13 protein-coding genes are annotated in these 19207 nt (G+C 65.4%); all 13 read right to left on the reverse strand.

The features are described 5' to 3' along the window. Nucleotides 1-54 precede the first annotated feature (54 nt). The 13 genes from bamA to ABIA90_RS16520 all read right to left on the reverse strand — a co-directional run bounded on the left by bamA (nt 55) and on the right by ABIA90_RS16520 (nt 19049). On the reverse strand, nt 55-2595 hold the full coding sequence (gene bamA / locus ABIA90_RS16460; protein WP_354118066.1) for an outer membrane protein assembly factor BamA: 2541 nt from the start codon (nt 2593-2595) through the stop codon (nt 55-57). 174 nt (nt 2596-2769) lie between these two features. Beyond that, complete coding sequence (rseP, locus tag ABIA90_RS16465; protein WP_354118065.1) at nt 2770-3921, reverse strand: RIP metalloprotease RseP; 1152 nt, start codon at nt 3919-3921, stop codon at nt 2770-2772. Between the two features lie 44 nt (nt 3922-3965). Next, nucleotides 3966-5189 carry a 1-deoxy-D-xylulose-5-phosphate reductoisomerase gene (gene dxr / locus ABIA90_RS16470; RefSeq protein ID WP_028151695.1) on the reverse strand — a complete coding sequence of 408 codons (1224 nt, stop codon included), beginning with the start codon at nt 5187-5189 and terminating at the stop codon, nt 3966-3968. Nucleotides 5190-5193: 4 nt separating this feature from the next. After that, nucleotides 5194-6036, reverse strand: a complete 843-nt coding sequence (locus tag ABIA90_RS16475; RefSeq protein WP_354118064.1) for a phosphatidate cytidylyltransferase — start codon at nt 6034-6036, stop codon at nt 5194-5196. Next, the gene (locus ABIA90_RS16480) at nt 6033-6791 is read right to left on the reverse strand and encodes an isoprenyl transferase (protein ID WP_014494938.1); all 759 of its coding nucleotides are present in this window, start codon (nt 6789-6791) and stop codon (nt 6033-6035) included. The genes ABIA90_RS16475 and ABIA90_RS16480 overlap by 4 nt, the downstream gene beginning before the upstream one ends. A 92-nt stretch (nt 6792-6883) precedes the next feature. Further along, the gene (frr, locus tag ABIA90_RS16485) at nt 6884-7447 is read right to left on the reverse strand and encodes a ribosome recycling factor (protein WP_014494937.1); all 564 of its coding nucleotides are present in this window, start codon (nt 7445-7447) and stop codon (nt 6884-6886) included. Nucleotides 7448-7510: 63 nt separating this feature from the next. Further along, a complete protein-coding gene (gene pyrH, locus ABIA90_RS16490) occupies nt 7511-8227 on the reverse strand; it encodes a UMP kinase (protein ID WP_028151698.1) in 717 nt (238 codons plus the stop codon). A 60-nt stretch (nt 8228-8287) separates the two neighbouring features. Further along, entirely contained in the window at nt 8288-9211 is a 924-nt protein-coding gene (tsf, locus tag ABIA90_RS16495; RefSeq protein ID WP_028169462.1) for a translation elongation factor Ts, read from the reverse strand. A gap of 134 nt (nt 9212-9345) precedes the next feature. Then, a complete protein-coding gene (locus ABIA90_RS16500; RefSeq protein ID WP_028151700.1) occupies nt 9346-10341 on the reverse strand; it encodes a 30S ribosomal protein S2 in 996 nt (331 codons plus the stop codon). 219 nt (nt 10342-10560) lie between these two features. After that, nucleotides 10561-13080, reverse strand: coding sequence for a caspase family protein (locus ABIA90_RS16505; RefSeq protein WP_354118063.1), 2520 nt, complete (start codon nt 13078-13080; stop codon nt 10561-10563). A 175-nt stretch (nt 13081-13255) separates the two neighbouring features. Beyond that, entirely contained in the window at nt 13256-14026 is a 771-nt protein-coding gene (locus tag ABIA90_RS16510; RefSeq protein WP_063983030.1) for a carbonic anhydrase, read from the reverse strand. A 325-nt stretch (nt 14027-14351) separates the two neighbouring features. After that, nucleotides 14352-17855: a DNA polymerase III subunit alpha gene (gene dnaE, locus ABIA90_RS16515; protein WP_354118062.1), complete on the reverse strand. Its 3504-nt coding sequence runs from the start codon at nt 17853-17855 to the stop codon at nt 14352-14354. Between the two features lie 474 nt (nt 17856-18329). Beyond that, nucleotides 18330-19049 carry an outer membrane protein gene (locus ABIA90_RS16520; protein WP_071913456.1) on the reverse strand — a complete coding sequence of 240 codons (720 nt, stop codon included), beginning with the start codon at nt 19047-19049 and terminating at the stop codon, nt 18330-18332. Nucleotides 19050-19207 lie beyond the last annotated feature (158 nt).

Below are 19207 nucleotides of genomic sequence, written 5' to 3' on the forward strand. Positions count from 1 at the left end.
ATCTTTTTGGAAACCGGCCCCAACAAGGGGCCGGCTCATGCCCTGCTGATCGAATTAGAACGAGGTGCCGCCGCCGAACCTGAACTGCTGCACGCGATCGAACTGGCCCTTGGTGAGCGGCACGGCATAGTCGAACCGCAGCGGACCGAACGGCGACTGCCAGATCAGGCCAATACCAACCGACGAACGGACGACATTGCCGTTGTCATACACCAGGCCGGTACAGGTTCCAGCCGAGGGCGGGTTGATGGTCGACGGCGTACAGTTCGAGTTCCTGGTCGTGGTCATTTCGTTGGTCAGCGACCACGTCGTCGGGCCCTGATAGTCGAAGAGGCCGCCGGCGTCGGCGTAGACCGCGCCCTTCAGACCCACTTCCTTCGGCAGGAACCAGAACGGCATCTGCAATTCGAACGAAGCGCCCCAATACTTGGTACCGCCAAGCGCGTCTTGCGTGCCAAAGGGATTCAAATCGCGCGGACCGATGCCGTTCGGAGCAAAGCCGCGGACCAAGTTCGGGCCCATCTGGAACTGATCCAGCATGCGGATATCGTTGTTGCCGATCTTATTCAGCATGCCGCCCTGAAGGTGAACGAGGCCGACGATGTCGGACACCAGCGGAGCGTAGTACTTCGCGTCGACGACGGACTTCAGGTAGGTGACGTCGCCGCCCACGCCGGCGAAATCCTGACGGAAGTCGACGAGCAGACCGTCGGTGGGGTTCTTGTTGTTGTCCAGCGTGTTGTAGGTCAGCGTGTAGCCGAGCGCCGAGGTCAGGGTCTTGCCGCCGGCAAGCTCCTTGCGGACCGGCAGCGAGGCTTCGCCGTCGGAGTAGCAGCCGAGACCGCCGGTCGAGGTCAGATCGATCGGCGGCGTTTGCGATGCGGCAAAGGCCGGGCTCGGGTTGAAGGCCGACGAACCGAGGACGTTGTTACAGTTCGCCAGGTAGGACGGCAGCGTAATTTCCTGCTGGTAGATCGAGTAGCGCAGCTGGAGCGACAGATCTTCACGCAGGCTGAAGCCGAGGCGCGGGCTGAAGCCCAGCGTCTTCGTACCGTAGGAGATGTAGCTGTTGGAGAGCTGCTGACGCTGATAGAGGTCGAGACCGAGCGCGACGCGGTAGTCGAGCAGATACGGCTCGACGAACGACAGCGAATAGCCGCGCGCATACTGGCCGTAGGTCACCGACGCCTTGGCGAACAGGCCGCGGCCGAGCAAATTGCGCTCGGAGATCGAGACTTCGGCGAGCGCGCCGTCGGTCGTGGAGTAGCCGCCCGAGACCGAGAAGTCGCCGGTCGATTTCTCTTCGAGATCGACGATCAGGACCACGCGGTCGCTGGAGGAGCCCGGCTCCGTCGTGATCTTCACGCTCTTGAAGTAGTCGAGGTTCTTCAGGCGGCGCTCGGCACGGTCGACCAGCGCGCGGTTGTAGGCATCGCCCTCGGAGATGTCGAACTCGCGGCGGATCACGTAGTCGCGCGTGCGGGTGTTGCCGCGGACGTTGATGCGCTCGATATAGGTGCGCGGGCCCTCGTCGATGTTGAACACGACGGCGACGGTGTGCGCCTCAAAATTGCGGTCGCCGCCGGGACGGACCACGGCGAAGGCATAGCCGCGACGCGACGCCTCGATCTGCATTTCCTCGACCGACTTCTCGACCGATTCGACATTGTAGAGCGCGCCGACATTGACGCGCGAATAGTTGCGCATCGTGGTCGGATCGAAGTTCGGAATGGAGGAGCGGAAGTCGACGGTGCCGACGCGGTACTGCGAGCCTTCCTCGATCTTGAAGGTGACGTTGAAGCCCTTCTTCTCCGGATCGTATTCGGTGAGCGCGGCGACCACCTGGACGTCGGCGAAACCGTTCTTGAGATAGAAACGGCGAATCAGGTCACGGTCGGCCTCGACGCGATCGGGATCGTAGAGGTCGTTGCTGGCGAGGAAGCTCAGCAGGTTCGATTCGTGCGTCTTGATGACGTCGCGCAGGCGGTAGGACGAGAACGCGCTATTGCCGACGAACTCGATCGACTTGACGCCGGTCTTGGCGCCCTCCTCGACCGTGAAGATCAGGTCGACGCGGTTGTTCGGCTGCTCGATGATCTCGGGCGTGACGCGGACGTCATAGCGACCCGAGCGGCGGTAGATTTCGGCGATTCGCAGGGTGTCGGACTGCACCATGGCGCGGGAGAAGGTGCCGCGCGCCTTGGACTGGACTTCAGCGGTGAGCTGCTCGTCCTTGACCTTCTTATTACCTTCGAACGCGATGCGGCCGATCACCGGGTTTTCCACCACGGAGACGATGATCTGGCCACCGGAACCGCGATTGATTCGCACGTCCTGGAACAGGCCGGTCTCGATCAGGGCCTTCAGGCCGTCATCGATGGCGCCCTGATCCAGGCGGCCACCCGGGCCCGGCTTGAAATAGGAGCGGATCGTCTCCACCTCGACACGGCGATTTCCTTCGACGGAAATCGACTGGACGGTCTGAGCAAGCGCAGACGAAGACACAAAAGCAGCCCCAACCGGGGCAAGCACCGGCGCGCCGAACAAGATCAGGGATGCGAGCAAGCCCCCCCGGAGTCGCAGTCCAAACTTCATTGCGCAACGCGCCCTTATCAGTACCAGACCCAACCCCAACGCCGGTCCGGGAGATTCCCCAAGTTCGAAGCCGCTTGTAGCCAATTTCCCCGATGTCGCAAACGGCCGCTGACACCGTAATTTCAATTTCATTCCAAGACGTTGCTCATGAGCAACGCCACAAAAAAGCCCGTATCAGGAAGCTGCCATCCGCAAGATGTCGTTATAGGTGGCAAACACCATCAGCATCAGCACCAAACCGAGCCCGATCCGGAACCCCATCTCCTGAGTCCGCTCGGACAGGGGTCGGCCCCGGACCACCTCCGCCGCGTAGAACATCAGGTGACCGCCATCGAGCAGCGGGATCGGGAACAGGTTCAACAGCCCGATCGACACCGACAGCACCGCGCACAGATTGATCACGAACTGGAACCCGGCGCTAGCCGCCTGCCCCGACATCTTGGCGATGCCGAGCACGCCGCTGACCTCGTTGGGATTGCCTTGTCCGACAAACAGCGAGCCAAGGAACTTGAAGGTGCTGGTGATGATGAACCAGACCTGCTCGACCCCGATCTTGAGCGCTTCGCCGACGCCGACCGGCGTGGTCGAGGCCTCGCCGGCCTGGGACTTGTGCTCGACGCCGAGCACGCCGAGGCGGTGGCTGTTGCCGAACGGATCCTTGCGCTCAAGCAGCGCCGGCGTCGCGGTCAGGGAGACGATGGCGCCGTCCCGCTTGACCTGGAAGGCAAGCGCCGAACCCGCATTCATCGCAACGATTCGCTGCATGTCGGCAAAGCTCTCGATCGGCTTGCCGTCGATCTGCACGACGACGTCGCCGATCTTGAAGCCGGCCCCGGCCGCAGCGCCGTCGGCGACAACGCCGTCGACGCGGGCGATCGTGCTCGGCTTGCCGTAATAGAGCGCCATGGCGGCGAAGATCAGCGCGCCCAGAATGAAATTGGCGATCGGTCCGGCCGCCACGATGGCGGCGCGCGGGCCGACCTTCTTGTGATGGAAGCTGCCGGCGCGCTCCTCGGCCGTCATGGCCGCGAGCGTCTCGGCCGACGGGGTCGAAGCCTCGCTCTCGTCGCCGAAGAACTTGACGTAGCCGCCGAGCGGGATCGCCGAGATCTTCCAGCGGGTGCCATGGCGGTCGTTGAAGCCGACCAACTCCGGTCCGAAACCGAGCGAGAAGGTCAGCACCCGAACGCCCGCCCAGCGCGCGACCAGGAAATGGCCGAGCTCATGGAAGAACACGACGATCGTCAGGACGAACAGGAAGGGAACCGCGTAGCCGAGGAGCCCATGGCTCAACGTATTGAAACTATGGACGAAAAAGTCGATCATCGAATTCCCTCATCCAGCGCCGCAAGGCCCTGGCCCCGTGCCATCTAGGATGCCTTTAAGGCAATTTGAGGCAATAGGGCGGCAGCTCTATTTCGCGCAACATGGTCAACAGAGATTGCATCGTCGGCGGACGTCAGGGGAGCCTGGTTCCCGCCGCGAATCCAGTCGTCCAGCGTCGCCTCGACCAGCCGCGCGATCGCGCCAAACCGGATCTTGCCGGCAATGAAAGCGGCGACCGCAACCTCGTTGGCGGCGTTGTAGACGGTGGTCGCCCCCTTCCCGGTCCGGAGCGAATCGAAAGCCAGCCGAAGCCCAGGGAAGCGCTCGAAATCCGGCGCCTCGAACGTGAGTTGGCCGATCTTGGCCAGATCGAGCTTGGCCGCCGGCCCCTTGATGCGATCGGGCCAGCCGAGGCAGTGCGCGATCGGCGTGCGCATGTCGGGAGAACCGAGCTGGGCCACCACCGAACGGTCGGAGAACTCGACCATGCCGTGGATGATCGACTGCGGATGCACGAGGACGTCGATTTCGTCGGGCGAGAGCGCGAACAGGTAGGATGCCTCGATCACCTCGAGGCCCTTGTTCATCATCGAGGCGGAATCGATCGTGATCTTCTGGCCCATGCTCCAGTTCGGATGCTTCAGGGCCTGCTCGAGGGTCGCCTGCTCGATGTCGGCGGGCTTCCACGTCCGGAACGGCCCGCCCGAGGCAGTGATGATGACGCGGACGAGTTCGTCGCGGTTGCCTGAGCCGAGCGCCTGGAACAGCGCATTGTGCTCAGAATCGGCCGGCAGGATGCAGGCACCCGCTTTCGCTGCGCGCTGCATGAAGAAATCGCCGGCGCAGACGAGACATTCCTTGTTGGCGAGCGCGACATGCGCGCCGCGATCGACCGCGGCCAAAGCCGGCTTCAGTCCGGCGGCGCCGCTTACGGCAGCCATCACCCAATCGGCCGGACGCGCGCCGGCTTCGATCACCGCGCTTTCGCCCGCGCCGCATTCCGTGCTCGTTCCCGCAAGCGCAGCCTTGAGCTCGGCGAACTTGGACGTGTCGGCGATCGCGACGTAGCGCGCGGAAAACTCCTTGGCGAGCTTGGCCAGCGCTTCGACATTGCCGTTCGCCGTCAAGGCTTCGACGCGATAGCGCTCGGGAGAGGCGCGCAGCAGATCCATCGTGCTGTCGCCGATCGAGCCGGTGGCGCCGAGAACCGTGACACTGCGGACGGTCGACGCCGCAGCCTTGTTGTTACGCAATGGGACCGCGCTCATATCCTCACCAAACCATAAGACCGCTTCCGGCGCTATGCACACCATGGCGGAGAAAGCCGATAATCCATGCCATCAGGATGGCGGCAACAAAACCGTCCAGACGGTCCAGTAGCCCGCCATGGCCGGGAATTAAGTGACTCGAATCCTTGACGCCGAAGCGCCGCTTCACCGCGGATTCGAATAGATCACCCGCCTGCGATACCATCGACAGGATGGCGCTGACGAGCAGGAGTGGAACCGCCTTTCCGATCCCGCACGCCGCAAAGCCGGCCGCAACCAAAAGGCTCGCCGCAAAGCCGCCGAGCGCCCCGGACCAGGTCTTCTTCGGGCTCACGCGCGGCCATAGTTTCGGTCCGCCAATGCTGCGTCCGGCGAAATAGCCGCCGATATCGGTCGCCCACACCACGAGCAGCACGAACATCAGCGCGGCGAACCCGTTGACGAGATCCTGCCGGACCAGGATCGAGGCCAGCAGCGCCGCCGATGCGTAGGCGAAGCCGGTGGCCGCCCAGATGAACTTGGCCCGCGCGATCAGCGTCACGATCGCGCCGCCGATGAGGCCGGTGATGATCGCGGTCTTGAGCGCGCCGAAGGCGACGCAGGCCCCCATCATGGCAATGACGATCGTCCCTGCCCCGGTCAGTGCAGCAGACCCCGCGCCCACCACCATCAGCCATTCCGCGAACAGCCCGATCGACACCAGCGTGACGAGAAGCGCCCACAGCCAGCCGCCGGCATAAGCGAGTGCAATAGCGAGCGGCGCCAGCACTAGCGCTGCGAGGACTCGCATCACGAGATTGCTCGGGGCAGGCTTCGCGCCCGCCGATGCGGCGTCGGGTTCGCTCACGAGGCGTTTTTCGCGACCAGACCGCCGAAACGGCGCTCGCGTCTGGCGAATTCGGCGATCGCGCCTTCCAGCGCCGCCTTGTCGAAATCGGGCCAGTGGATCGGCACGAAGACCAGCTCGCTGTAGGCGGCCTGCCACATCAGGAAGTTGGACAGCCGCTGCTCGCCGCTGGTGCGGATGATGAGATCGGGATCGGGGATGTCGGGCGCATCGAGATGAGCCCCGATCGTCTCGGCGTCGATCGTTTCAGGGGCGCGCTTGCCGTCTGCGACTTCTCGCGCGAGCTTCTGCGCGGCTTTCGCGATTTCCTGCCGCGAACCGTAATTGAAGGCGACGACCAGCGTCAGGCGCGTGTTGTCGCGCGTCAGCTCCTCGGCCTCGTTGAGGAGTGCGCAGATGTCGCTATCGAGTCCGTCGCGCTCGCCGATGATGCGGACCTTGACGCCATCGCGGTGCAGGCTCGCGAGATCGTTGCGGATGAAGCGACGCAGGAGACCAAACAGATCGCCGATCTCGCTCGCCGGGCGCGACCAGTTCTCCGAAGAGAAGGAGAAGATGGTGAGATAGCGGATGCCGAGCTCGTGCGAGGCACGCACCACCCGGCGCAACGCCTCGACGCCGCGGCGATGCCCTTCGGCCCGCGGCAGGCCGCGCGCGGCGGCCCAACGCCCGTTGCCATCCATGATGATGGCGACATGCGCAGGCGCGTCGGACCGGTCTGGTCCTTCGGTTGCTGGCGCGGCGGCGTTGGACATGAAGGCGGCCCTAAAGCATGATCCGGACAAGTGCGACGCGGTTTTCCGAAAGATCATGCGCGAACAATAACCTAAAGCGCGATGATCGCGCTTTAGACGGTGAGGATTTCTTTTTCCTTGGCAGCCAGCAACTGGTCGATCTCGGAGATGGTGCCGTCGGTCGCCTTCTGCACCTCGTCGGCGTGACGCTTCTGATCGTCTTCCGACATCTCGTGATTCTTCTCGAGCTTCTTGAGGACGTCGAGGCCGTCGCGGCGGACGTGACGCGCGGCGACCTTGGCCGCTTCCGCGTATTTGTGCGCGACCTTGACGAGCTCCTTGCGACGCTCCTCGTTGAGCTCGGGGATGCGCAGGCGCAGCACCTGGCCTTCGGTCGCGGGCGACAGGCCGAGATTGGAATCGACGATCGCCTTCTCGACCGGCTTGACCATCGACTTGTCCCAGACCTGCACCGAGATCAGCCGCGGCTCCGGCACGCTGACGGTGGCAAGCTGGTTGAGCGGCATGTGGCTGCCGTAAGCCTCGACCTGCACCGGGTCGAGCATCGAGGCCGACGCGCGCCCCGTGCGCAGGCCGCCAAGCTCGTGCTTGAGGGCCTGGACGGCGCCCTGCATGCGACGCTTCACTTCGTTGAGGTCGAAATTACCCGTGGCCATCACGTTTCTCCTTCAAAATCCCGGCGACCCACTCCGCGCCCCTCAGGCGCGACCGGCGAGCCGTCAGCCGGCGACGACGGTTCCGTGGCCGCCGCCACGCAGCACAGCGCCGATCGAACCCGGCTCCGCGATCGAGAATACGATGATAGGCAGCAACGTCTCGCGGGCAAGCGCGAAGGCGGTCGCATCCATCACCTTGTAGCCGCCCTCGATCGCCTGCGAATGCGTCAGCCGGTCGAATCGCGTGGCGGTCGGATCCTTTTTCGGGTCGGCCGAGTAGACGCCGTCGACATTGGTTGCCTTCAGCACAGCCTCGGCTCCGATCTCGGCGGCCCGCAGCACCGCGGTCGTATCGGTGGTGAAGAACGGATTGCCGGTTCCGCCCCCGAGCAGCACGATCCGGCCCTCGGCGAGGTATTTGTGCGCCGCGGTGCGGGTGAACAGCTCGGAAATCTCGGGCATGACGAAGGCCGACAGCGTACGTGCCGGCGTGCCCTTGCGCTCGATCGTCGCCTCCAGCGCGAGGCAGTTCATCATGGTGGCGAGCATACCCATGGTGTCGCCGGTGGTGCGCGACACCCCTTGCGAGGACACTTCGACGCCACGCACGATGTTGCCGCCGCCGATCACCACCGCAACTTCGGTACCGAGCTGGCGGGCGGCGATCAGATCGTCCGCAACCCGGTCGAGGGTCGGCTGATCGATGCCAAAACCCTGCTGCCCCGCGAGATACTCGCCGGACAGCTTGATCACGACGCGACGATAGACCGGATCAGTCATGAGCACTTTCCCCGTCCGGGCGCCGCTTCCGGCGGCAAGCCGGAAGGAACGTACCGGCGCTTACTTCTTGCCGCTGGCCGCTGCGACCTCGGCCGCGAAGTCGCTTTCCTGCTTCTCGATTCCCTCACCGAGAGCATAGCGCACAAAGCCCGCGATCTTCACCGCGCCGCCGACCTTGCCTTCGGCTTCCTTCACCGCCTGCGCCACCGACTTGCCGGTGTCGTGGATGAAGGCCTGCTCGAGCAGGCAGACTTCCTTGTAGTAGGTCTTGAGGCCGGACTCGACGATCTTCTCGATCACGTTCTCGGGCTTGCCCTGCTGGCGATATTTGTCGGCGAGCACGTCCTTCTCGCGCTTCACGACCGCCGGATCGAGGCCGGACGGCTCGAGCGCGAGCGGGTTCGTGGCCGCGACATGCATCGCGATCTGGCGACCGAGGGCTGCGAGCTCATCGGCCTTGCCGGGCGATTCGAGCGCGACGATCACGCCCATCTTGCCGGCGCCTTCGACGACGGCGCCGTGGACGTAGCTCGACACGACGCCCTGCGTCACTTCGAGCGAAGCTGCGCGACGCAGCGTCATGTTCTCGCCGATGGTGGCGATCGCGTCGTTGATCGCGGCTTCGATGGTGACGTCACCGACCTTGGCGGCCTTGATCTTCTCGACATCGGCGCCGACGTCGAATGCGACCTGCGCGACCATCTTGACGAGGCCCTGGAACTGACCGTTGCGCGCGACGAAGTCGGTCTCGGAGTTGACCTCGACCACGACGCCCTTGGTGCCCTTGGTGAGCGCGCCGATCAGGCCTTCCGCGGCGACGCGGCCGGACTTCTTGGCGGCCTTCGACAGGCCCTTCTTGCGCAGCCAGTCCTGCGCCGCTTCCATGTTGCCGTCGTTTTCGGTGAGCGCGGCCTTGCAGTCCATCATGCCTGCGCCGGTGGACTCGCGCAGATCCTTGACCATCGCAGCTGTGATCGTTGCCATCGTTGAAAATCCTTCTTGCCTGCCGGTTTGCCGCGGCGTGGCATCAAACAGCCCCGCCGCGGTCCATCTCAGGAATTCGCGTCAACTGAAATGGTGGCCGGACTTATATCCGGCCAACCCATCGCTCTTTTTGACTATTCCGCTTCCGCGGTCAGCGCCTTGGCCTTGGCCACCCAGGCATCCGCACGGCTCGGCAGACCGACTTCTTCGCCGATCTTGTGCGCGGTGTCGTGATCGAGCTCGGCGAGCTGCCAGAAGTGGAAGATACCGAGGTCGTTGAACTTCTTCTCGATCGCGCCCGACACGCCCGGGAGCTTCTTGAGGTCGTCGGCGGTGCCGCGCGGACCGGCAAGGCCCTGGAAGCCGCTCGAGGAAGCGGCCGGCAGCTCTTCGGCGACCGGACGAGCCGAGGCGCCGATGTCGATGCCCGAATCGCCCTGGGCGCGCGAGATGCCGTCGATCGCCGCACGTGCGATCAGGTCGCAATACAGCGCGATCGCGCGGCCGGCGTCGTCATTGCCCGGGACCACATAGGTGATGCCCTTGGGATCCGAATTGGTGTCGACGATCGCGGCGACCGGGATGTTGAGCCGCTGGGCTTCCTGGATCGCGATGTCTTCCTTGTTGGTGTCGATCACGAAGATCAGGTCGGGCAGACCGCCCATGTCCTTGATGCCGCCGAGCGAGCGATCGAGCTTGTCGCGCTCGCGCTGAAGCGTCAGGCGCTCCTTCTTGGTGTAGGAGCTGGCGTCGCCGCCGGACAGCACGTCATCGAGATGACGCAGGCGCTTGATCGAGGCCGAGATCGTCTTCCAGTTGGTCAGCGTGCCGCCGAGCCAGCGCGAATTGACGAAATACTGCGCGCAGCGCTTGGCAGCGTCCGCGACGCCGTCCTGCGCCTGGCGCTTGGTGCCGACGAACAGGATGCGGCCGCCCTTGGCGACGGTGTCGCTGACCGCCTGCAAGGCGGTGTGCAGCAACGGCACGGTCTGCGCGAGGTCGACGATGTGGATGTTGTTGCGGGCGCCGAAAATGAACGGTGCCATTTTCGGATTCCAGCGGTGAGACTGGTGACCAAAGTGCACGCCAGCTTCGAGGAGCTGACGCATGGTGAAATCGGGTAGCGCCATAGTTTCAATTCTCCGGTTGGTTCCTCCGGAAACGTGTGAGCAAAACGGAGCGTTCTCGCCCCGGTTGCCACCGGACGGCCTTGTGAGCCATGTTTCCGTGTGAGATGGGGCGCTATATAGCGCCATTTCGGCCAGAAGCAAGGAAATAAGGGCCTTTCGGGGGCTGTTTTCGCCTCCCGAAGGCCCTCTTCCGTAAAGACCACGCCAGTCCGTAAAGACCTAGCACTTGGGCTGGTTCGGCGGGCACTTTTTCGCCGCCGGCGCCGCTTGGCGCGGTGGAGGTGCGGCCGGACGCTGCGGGGGCGGTGGCGCGACGGCCATCCGCGGCGGCGGCGGTGGTGCCGGCCGGGCGACCGGCGGTGGCGGCGCGGGCCGCGCCATGGGTGGAGGTGCAGGCCGGGCCATGGGCGGAGGCGCCGGCCGTGCAACGGCCACAGGCGGAGCCGCTCGGGCCGGCGGAGGCGATGCGACATGCGGCGGCGGTGCCGGGCGAGCGGCGGGCGGCGGCGGCGTCGGCCTCGCCACGGCCTGCGGCCGCGGTGCTGGAGCTGACGGCGACGGCCGGGCGGCCTGCGCTGGAGTGGTCGCGGGCAAGTTCTGCGGTTTGACCGGCTCGCGCGCAGCCGAGGGCGGCGGCGTGACCGGCTTGCCCGCGGCGCCCGAGGGCGTGCCGGGCGGTGTGCCCGCAGCAGGTGGCGGCGCGCCAGCCGGCTCACGGGTTGCAGACTTGCCGCCAGCGGGCGCGCCACTGGGCGGGGTCTGAGCAACCGGCGGCTTCGGCGGTTGGCCGGGCGCAGCCGGATTCGCGGTGGGCGCAACGGTCGTCGGAGTGCCGGCCGTTGGCGCGCCAGGATGGGACGGCAGCGTTGTGCCGGGCGCAGCCGTGGTCGGCGCCCCCGGATGCGTCGGCGGGGGCGCACCGGGTGCATTTGCCGTCGGCGCCAAGGGCCTGCCGCCAGGCGACGTCCCTGCCCCGGCCGGCGGCGCTGGCGGCCCGCCTTGGGCGCCGGGAACCGGCAGCGTGTTGGTCTGTGGCAGCCTGGTCGGCGGTGCGGCGGGGGGCGTGCCGGTCGGCGCGACATTGGCCGGCGTCCCCGGAGGTATCCCCGGCCTCGCTGTCGGCTGGGCCGTCGCGCTCGGCGGCATCGGCGCCTTGCCCTGCTGGATCAGCGCGGCGCGCTGCGTAGCGGCTTGCGGCAACATTGGCGCTACCGGGTTGGCGCGGTCGGCAATCGCCGGCCTCAGATTGCCAGGCCCGGTCCCTCCTCCCGCTCCCACGGGCGGGTCGGGCGGCCGGTTGATCACGGTGTTGATGACCGTGGTGTTATGGATGTTGTTGAAGACGATGTTGTTCGGCGGCGGCGCGACATAGATCGGCGGCCTGACGAACACCGGGATCGGCACGAACATCGGCTGCGGCAGCACGAACAGGCCGATCACGGGCAGCGGTGGCTCGAGCACGACGAAATCCGGCGGCGGCGGCGGCAGATAATAGACCGGCGGCGGCGGTGGCGGCGCGAAGCCAAAATCAGGGTCGCTGAAGTACAGCACGGGACGGTCGACATAGACCACCTCCTCCGGCGGCGGGGGCGGCACGTCATAGTCAATCATCGCGAAGGTCGGCGGTGGCTCGGGCGGCGCGGTGAGGATCGCCAGACGCCGGCGCGCATCGGCCGCGTGCGGCCCGCGCGGATAGCGGCGCAGATAGGACCAATAGGCCTCCGGCGTATCGTTCCGGTAGGTCCTCCGCCAAGTGATCGCCTCGCGGCGCGCCGCGACGATCGCCATCACGCGCTTCGACATCGGATCACCGGGATAGGCCGCGAGAAATTCTTCATAGGCCGGCAACGTGTCGCGCTCGAGCGCGGCCGCATAGGCGTCCTGCACACCGAGATCGCGGATCGGCTTGTTGCGGATCGCAGCAACCTGGTCGGGCGCGGCCTCCGGCGGCGGCGCATCGGGCCCGCGCTCGAAGAACGAGAAGGGCGCCGATATCTTCGCCTCGTTCCAGGGCACCTGCGCGCCCTTGCTGGCCTCGTTGACGCGCAGACGGACGCGGTCGAACACCTCGGCCAGCGGCAGACCGCCGGTACGGATCATCTCCGCCAGCGATTGCGCATAAATGCCGTACGGGCCGGGCTCTTCCGGCGCGACCGTGCCGGGCGCGGCATTGAAGGCGATCAGCATGTTCGGATCCGGCTCGACCAGCGCCAGTCCGCTCGCGATCTGCTGGCCGCCCTCGATGAAGGGCTGCGCGCGCGCCGCGTCGAGCACGACGATGTTGGCCTTGAGCGGAATGGACGCGAGCTGGCGGGCGTAGTCGCTGATCCGCAGGCCTTCGGTCGGAATGTCGGTGTCGCGGATGATGTTGGAATCGACCGGGATGAAATAGTTCTCGCCCGCAAGCTGCACGCCGTAGCCGGCAAGATAGATCATCGCCACGGTGCCGGGGCCCGAGGCCTGCGCCTTCTGGATGAAATCGCGCAAGCTCTTGCGCAGCGTGTCGCCGTCGAGATCGCGCGCGCCGACCACGTCGAAGCCCGCCGCTTGCAGCGTCTGCGCGATCAGGCCGGCATCGTTCGCGGTCGTCGCCAGCGGCGACTTGGCGTAGGCGCCGTTGCCGACCACGAGCGCGATGCGCTTTTCCTGCTGCTGCGCGCGCGCCGGATCGGGCGCAGCCGCAGCGAACGCCAGGATCGGCAAGAGAAAACAGATGAAGGCCTTGTAGGTCCCACGCATGGCTTGCTTGCCCGCTATCGTTGTTGAGCTGCCACCGTACATGAGACGCGCGGCTGGCTGAATGGCTCTTGAACGAAAAGCGCGGATTGAGGCGGCGGCATGGCGCCCCCGCCCCATCAAGTCCCTGCGTCAGGCCCGCGTAAGCCTCGCGTCCGCGCTGTGGCGCGAACCTCGCTCAGCCCTGCGCGATCAGATCGACTGTTCCCGTGGTGAGCCGGTAGATGCCACCGACGACCTTCAGCTTGCCCTGCTCCACGGCCGCATTAAGGATCGGCGCGGCCGATTTCAGCTTCGCGACGTTGTCGATCACGTTCTGCCGGATCGCCTTGTTGAGCACGTCCCCGCCCTGCTGCATCGCAGCCTTTGCGGCGGGCGCGATCGCATCGACCAGCGAGGGAATGTGTCCCGGCGGCGACGTGTTGTCCTTGATTGCCTTCAGCGTCGCATCGACCGCGCCGCAGGCATCATGGCCAAGCACCAGGATCAGCGGTGCGTTGAGCACGGCCACCGCATATTCCATGCTGGCAATGGTTTCGGTGCCGGCGAAATTTCCGGCGACGCGGCAGACGAAGAGATCCCCGCGGCCGCTGTCGAAGGCATATTCCGGCGCGATGCGTGAATCGGCGCAGCTCAGAACCGCCGCGAACGGATTCTGTCCACCGGCCAGCGCCTCGCGCTCGTGCTTGAAATCGTGGCGCCGCGCCACACCGTCGACATAGCGCGCATTGCCCTCCATCAACCGCTTCAGCGATGCGTCGGGCGACAACACGTTCTGCGGCTTGGGGGGCTGCTTGGCCTCCTTTGCCAAGGCACCGCTCGCGAAAGCTCCGCCGGCGAAGGCCATGCCGAACGCCGCGGCGCCAAACAGCATCGCGGATCGCCGCGACGGCGCGATGTCTCGATGCAGAGATTCATGATGCAGAGATTCAGAGCACTTGTCGCACATGTGACGTTTCCCCGGGTACGGTGGACGAATGGAAGCGTCGCGATGATAGGTGCATCGATGTGAAGAAATCACCAATGATAAATGATGCAACTGATGATTGCTGCAACGCGAACCGTGCTGCAAAGCCGAAGCGATCGCTCGCCTCACGCGCAACGACCGCACAGAGCTGCGTCCATCTGCATATATCCGAGATCGGCTGCTAAAGCATGATCCGGAAAAGGGCAGCAATTCTCACTCACCACAAACGCGGCACGCGTTTGTGGTGAGATCATACGCTAACGCCGATCCCAAGCACGATGACGATTCTTCCAGATCTCATCGCGCTTTAGAGCTGCTGCACGTCCACCACGCCGGCGACCGCCTTGATCGCGCCGGCGATCTGCGGCGAGACCTTGAAGCGGCCCGGCAGCTTCATCTCGACCTCGGTCTCGAGGTCGAGCATCATCACCAGCGAGACCTCGCCGTCGCCGTTCGAGCGCGGCGCGATGCCGGGACTGCCGACTTTTGGCGCGGCGCCGTTCGAGGCCGCCATGTCGGGTCCGGCCAGTCGCTTGGCGATCGACTCCAGCGGCTTGGTGTCGCGCACGAAGATGCGCAGGCCCTTCTGCGTCTTGGCGGCGGCGTCATCGAGCGGCTCGGCATGCAGCACGCGCGCGCGGACGTCCTCGCCCTGCAATTCCGCGCCCAACTGGAGCAGCACGGCGGCGCCCGGCTCGAGCACATCGCGGTATTGCGCGAGGCCCTCGGAGAACAGCACCGCCTCGAAATGGCCCGTGGGATCAGACAGCCCCATGATGCCCATCTTGTTGCCGGTCTTGGTGCGCCGCTCCATGCGCGACACCACGGTGGCCGCGACCTTGCCGGCGGTGGCGCCGGTCTTCACCGCACGCGAGAACTCGGCCCAGCTCTGCACGCGCAGGCGCTTCAGGACCATCGCGTAATCGTCGAGCGGATGGCCCGACAGGAAGAATCCGATCGCGTCATATTCGCGGCGCAACCGCTCGGCCGGCAGCCAGGGCTCGATCTGCGGCAGCATGATGGTCGGTGCGTCCGCCGACATGCCGAACATGTCGTTCTGGCCGATGGTCTCGGCCTGATGCGCACGCTGGCAGGCGGCCAGGATCGAGTCCGCGCCGGCAAAGACCCGCGCCCTGTTCGGCTCCAGCGTGTCGAAGGCGCCGGCGGCAGCGAGACTCTCGATGATGCGCTTGTTGATCGCGCGCGGATTGACCCGCGCGGCGAAGTCGGCGAGCGAGGTGAACAGCCCGCGCCTGGTCCGCTCCTCGATGATCTGTTCGATCGCCTGGATGCCGACGCCCTTCAGCGCGGCGAGCGCGTAGTAGATCGTCTTCTCGCCGACCTCGAAGGTCGGGCCTGAGCGGTTGATGTTCGGCGGCTCGACCTTGATGCCGAGGCGCTGCGCCTCGGAACGGAATTCGGAGAGCTTGTCGGTGTTGTTGAGATCGAGCGTCATCGACGCTGCGATGAACTCCACCGGGTAATGCGCCTTCATATAGGCGGTGTGGTAGGACACCAGCGCGTAGGCCGCCGCGTGGCTCTTGTTGAAGCCGTAGTCGGCGAACTTTGCGAGCAGCTCGAAGATGGTCTCGGCCTGCCCCTTCGGCACGCCGTTCCTGACCGCGCCGGCGACGAAGATGTCGCGCTGCTTGTCCATCTCGGCGCGGATCTTCTTGCCCATGGCGCGGCGCAACAGGTCGGCGTCGCCGAGCGAATAGCCCGACATCACCTGCGCGATCTGCATCACCTGTTCCTGGTAGATGATGACGCCGAAGGTCTCCTTCAGGATCGGCTCCAGCACCGGATGCAGATATTCCGGCTCCTCGTCGCCGTGCTTGCGCGAGCAATAGGTCGGGATGTTCGCCATCGGGCCCGGGCGATAGAGCGCGACCAGCGCGATGATGTCCTCGAAACGGTCGGGGCGCATGTCGACCAGCGCGCGCCGCATGCCCTGGCTTTCAACCTGGAACACGCCGACCACCTCGCCCCGCGCCAGCATCTGGTAGCTTTCGGCATCGTCGATCGGCAGCGTCGCGAGATCGATGTCGATGTTGCGCGGCTTCAGGAGCTTCACCGCGACGTCGAGCACGGTCAGCGTCTTCAGGCCGAGGAAGTCGAACTTCACCAGCCCGGCCGGCTCGACCCATTTCATATTGAACTGGGTCACCGGCATGTCCGACTTGGGATCGCGGTACATCGGCACGAGTTCGCTCAAGGGGCGATCGCCGATCACGATGCCGGCCGCATGCGTCGAGGCGTGGCGGGTCAGGCCTTCGAGGCGCTGCGCGATGTCGAAGGCGCGCGCCACCACCGGGTCTTCATCGCGGAACGCCTGAAGCTTCGGCTCGCTCTCGATCGCGGCGGCCAACGTCACCGGCGCGGCCGGATTCTGCGGCACCAGCTTGGTCAGCTTGTCGACCTGGCCATAGGGCATCTGCAGCACCCGGCCGACGTCGCGCAGCACGCCGCGCGCCTGCAGCGTACCGAAGGTGATGATCTGCGCGACCTGGTCGCGACCGTAGCGCTCCTGGACGTACCTGATCACCTCGCCGCGGCGGTCCTGGCAGAAATCGATGTCGAAGTCCGGCATCGAGACGCGTTCCGGATTGAGGAAGCGTTCGAACAGCAGGCCGAACTTGATCGGGTCGAGGTCGGTGATGGTCAGCGCCCAGGCGACCAGAGAGCCGGCGCCGGAGCCGCGGCCCGGCCCGACCGGAATCCCTTGGCCCTTCGCCCATTTGATGAAGTCCGACACGATCAGGAAGTAGCCCGCGTATTTCATCCGCATGATGACGTCGAGCTCGAACGCCAGGCGCTTGTCGTAGTCCTCTTCCGTGGTGCCCTGCGACAGGCCGTGCACGCGCAGGCGGTTGGCGAGCCCCTCCTCCGCCTGGCGCTTCAGCTCGGCCGCCTCGACCGACGCGGCGTCGGAGCTTGCGGCGGCGCCGACCGTGAAGAACGGCAGAATCGGCTTGCGCGTCATCGGGCGGAACGAGCAGCGCTCGGCGATCTCCACCGTCGAGGCCAGCGCCTCCGGAATGTCGGCGAACAGCACCGCCATCTCGGCGCGGGTCTTGAAGCGGTGATCGGGCGTGAGCTGAAGGCGATCGGTCTCGGCGATCAGCCGCCCGCCGGCGATGCAGAGCAGCGCATCGTGCGCCTCGTAATCGTCGTTCGAAGCGAAATACGGCTCGTTGGTCGCAACCAGCGGCAGGCCTTTTGCGTAGGCAATGTCGATCAGCCCGCTTTCGACGCGGCGCTCCTTGTCGATGTTGTGGCGCTGCAATTCAACATAGAGGCGGTCGCCGAACAGGCCGGCGAGACGCTCGCAGCGCGTCGCCGCAATTTCGGCCTGCCCGCTGGCAAGCGCGAGCGAGATCGGCCCGTCAGGGCCGCCCGTGAGTGCGATCAAGCCTTCGGTCTCACCGTCGAGCCAATCGAACTTGATGAACGGCGCGTGGCTGTCAGGCGATTCGAGGAACGCGCGCGAGTTCAGCCGCATCAGGCTGCGATAGCCGCGCTCCTGGGCCGCCAGCAGCACCACACGCGACGGCAGCAGCGCATTGCGCGCGTTGGGATCCTGGTCGCCGAAATCGATCGCGAGCTCGCAGCCGACGATCGGCTGGATGCCGGAGCCCGCCATCTTGTCGGAGAACTCCAGCGCGCCGAACATGTTGTCGGTGTCGGTCAGCGCCAGTGCGGGCTGGTGGTCTTTCTTCGCAAGCTCGGCGAGCTTGGCGATCTTGATCGAGCCCTTGAGCAGCGAATAGGCCGAGTGAACGTGAAGGTGGACAAATCCGGCGCTCGGCATGGTCGCGTGACGGCCTCTTGCAGATGAGATGGAGCGGTCGCCGGCTCCAGGGGGGATCACGAGGACATCTTCCGCCCACCCAGCCGACTCGCCTCACAATGGTGGGGCGTCACCGCTTCAGAGTCCACGCCGGAGCCACGAAACGGCCGCGTCGTCCCGCTTTTCCCCAAGGGCATGACCAAGGGCTCTGGCCAGCCGCGGCCTAGAGCTGCGGAATCACCTGCGCCCAGATTGCGATCATCCCGACGAACAGCGAGATCGAGGCGAGTGCGGCGGCTTCTTCCACGAAAATCCTGAACATGGCTTGCTCCATCACCAGAACGTATGAAGAACATTGTTCTCATTTCGTTCTTGAGAGTCAAGCCGTGCGAGCTCTCTCGAAAAGTGATGGTTAACTCGCTGAATTCACGCAACAAAAAAGCCCCGGCGCAAGGCCGGGGCTTTTCGACGATCGCTCGAAATGAGCGACCAGTCTCAGTAGCGACCGATCATCGGGCCGCCGAACTTGTAGTTCAGGCGGACGAGACCCATGTCGACGTCCTGACGGATGCGCTCCGAGCCGGCGAAGCCAGCGAAGGTCACGTCCTTGTCGGACAGGAAGATGTGGTTGTACTCGACGCCAACCGACCAGTTCGGCGCGAAGCCGTACTCGAGGCCGGCACCGACCGTGCCACCCCAGCGGCTGTCGCTGGACGAGGAGAGCAGCGCGCCCGCCGTGCTGGAGATCTCGTACTTGTTGCTGACCACAGCCGCACCGCCCTTGACGTAGACCAGGACGTTGTTCCAGGCGTAGCCAACCTGACCGGTGATCAGGCCAAACGCATCGATCTTGGTGCGGTTGCGGGAGGCGAACAGCGCGCTGTTGTTGTCGCCCGAGAAATCGGCCCAGTTGCCCTGGCCTTCCACGCCGAACACCCACTGGCCGGACTGCCAGCGATAGCCGATCTGACCACCGACCGTGCCGCCCGTCGCATCGTGCGAGCCTTCACGACCAACGCCAACGAAATCCCAGGTCGCGTGCGACGAACCGCCGCCGCCGTTGATGCCGATGTAGAAGCCGCTCCAGTCATAGACGGTCGCGATCATCGCGGGCGCCTTGGTGTAAGGCCGCGCAGCGAGGTCAGCAGCCAGCGCCGGCGCAGTCGCGCTCAGCGCGACAAGGCTCACAGCAGCAAGCAACAGATTCTTGTTCATTTGATTCCCGTTCCAGTTTCGTCGTTAGGCCCCCGGGCCGTAGGGCCGTCATATCAGCGCTCGACGGAATTGCTGTAACCCCGACGCAACAGTCGGGGCCAAAGGGCTGTGCTGCGTTAATGAATGTTTAGCAGCGCGCGCGGGAAACCCTTTGAAAC

The sequence above is a fragment of the Bradyrhizobium sp. LA6.8 genome, assembly GCF_040547935.1.
In the GTDB taxonomy this organism is placed as follows: domain Bacteria; phylum Pseudomonadota; class Alphaproteobacteria; order Rhizobiales; family Xanthobacteraceae; genus Bradyrhizobium; species Bradyrhizobium barranii.

Excerpts from the sequence above, each read along its gene's own strand:
- bamA (WP_354118066.1), bottom strand. The coding sequence starts at position 2,595 with ATGAAGTTTGGACTGCGACTCCGGGGGGGCTTGCTCGCATCCCTGATC.
- rseP (WP_354118065.1), bottom strand. The coding sequence starts at position 3,921 with ATGATCGACTTTTTCGTCCATAGTTTCAATACGTTGAGCCATGGGCTC.
- dxr (WP_028151695.1), bottom strand. The coding sequence starts at position 5,189 with ATGAGCGCGGTCCCATTGCGTAACAACAAGGCTGCGGCGTCGACCGTC.
- ABIA90_RS16480 (WP_014494938.1), bottom strand. The coding sequence starts at position 6,791 with ATGTCCAACGCCGCCGCGCCAGCAACCGAAGGACCAGACCGGTCCGAC.
- frr (WP_014494937.1), bottom strand. The coding sequence starts at position 7,447 with ATGGCCACGGGTAATTTCGACCTCAACGAAGTGAAGCGTCGCATGCAG.
- pyrH (WP_028151698.1), bottom strand. The coding sequence starts at position 8,227 with ATGACTGATCCGGTCTATCGTCGCGTCGTGATCAAGCTGTCCGGCGAG.
- tsf (WP_028169462.1), bottom strand. The coding sequence starts at position 9,211 with ATGGCAACGATCACAGCTGCGATGGTCAAGGATCTGCGCGAGTCCACC.
- ABIA90_RS16500 (WP_028151700.1), bottom strand. The coding sequence starts at position 10,341 with ATGGCGCTACCCGATTTCACCATGCGTCAGCTCCTCGAAGCTGGCGTG.
- ABIA90_RS16505 (WP_354118063.1), bottom strand. The coding sequence starts at position 13,080 with ATGCGTGGGACCTACAAGGCCTTCATCTGTTTTCTCTTGCCGATCCTG.
- ABIA90_RS16510 (WP_063983030.1), bottom strand. The coding sequence starts at position 14,026 with ATGTGCGACAAGTGCTCTGAATCTCTGCATCATGAATCTCTGCATCGA.
- dnaE (WP_354118062.1), bottom strand. The coding sequence starts at position 17,855 with ATGCCGAGCGCCGGATTTGTCCACCTTCACGTTCACTCGGCCTATTCG.
- ABIA90_RS16520 (WP_071913456.1), bottom strand. The coding sequence starts at position 19,049 with ATGAACAAGAATCTGTTGCTTGCTGCTGTGAGCCTTGTCGCGCTGAGC.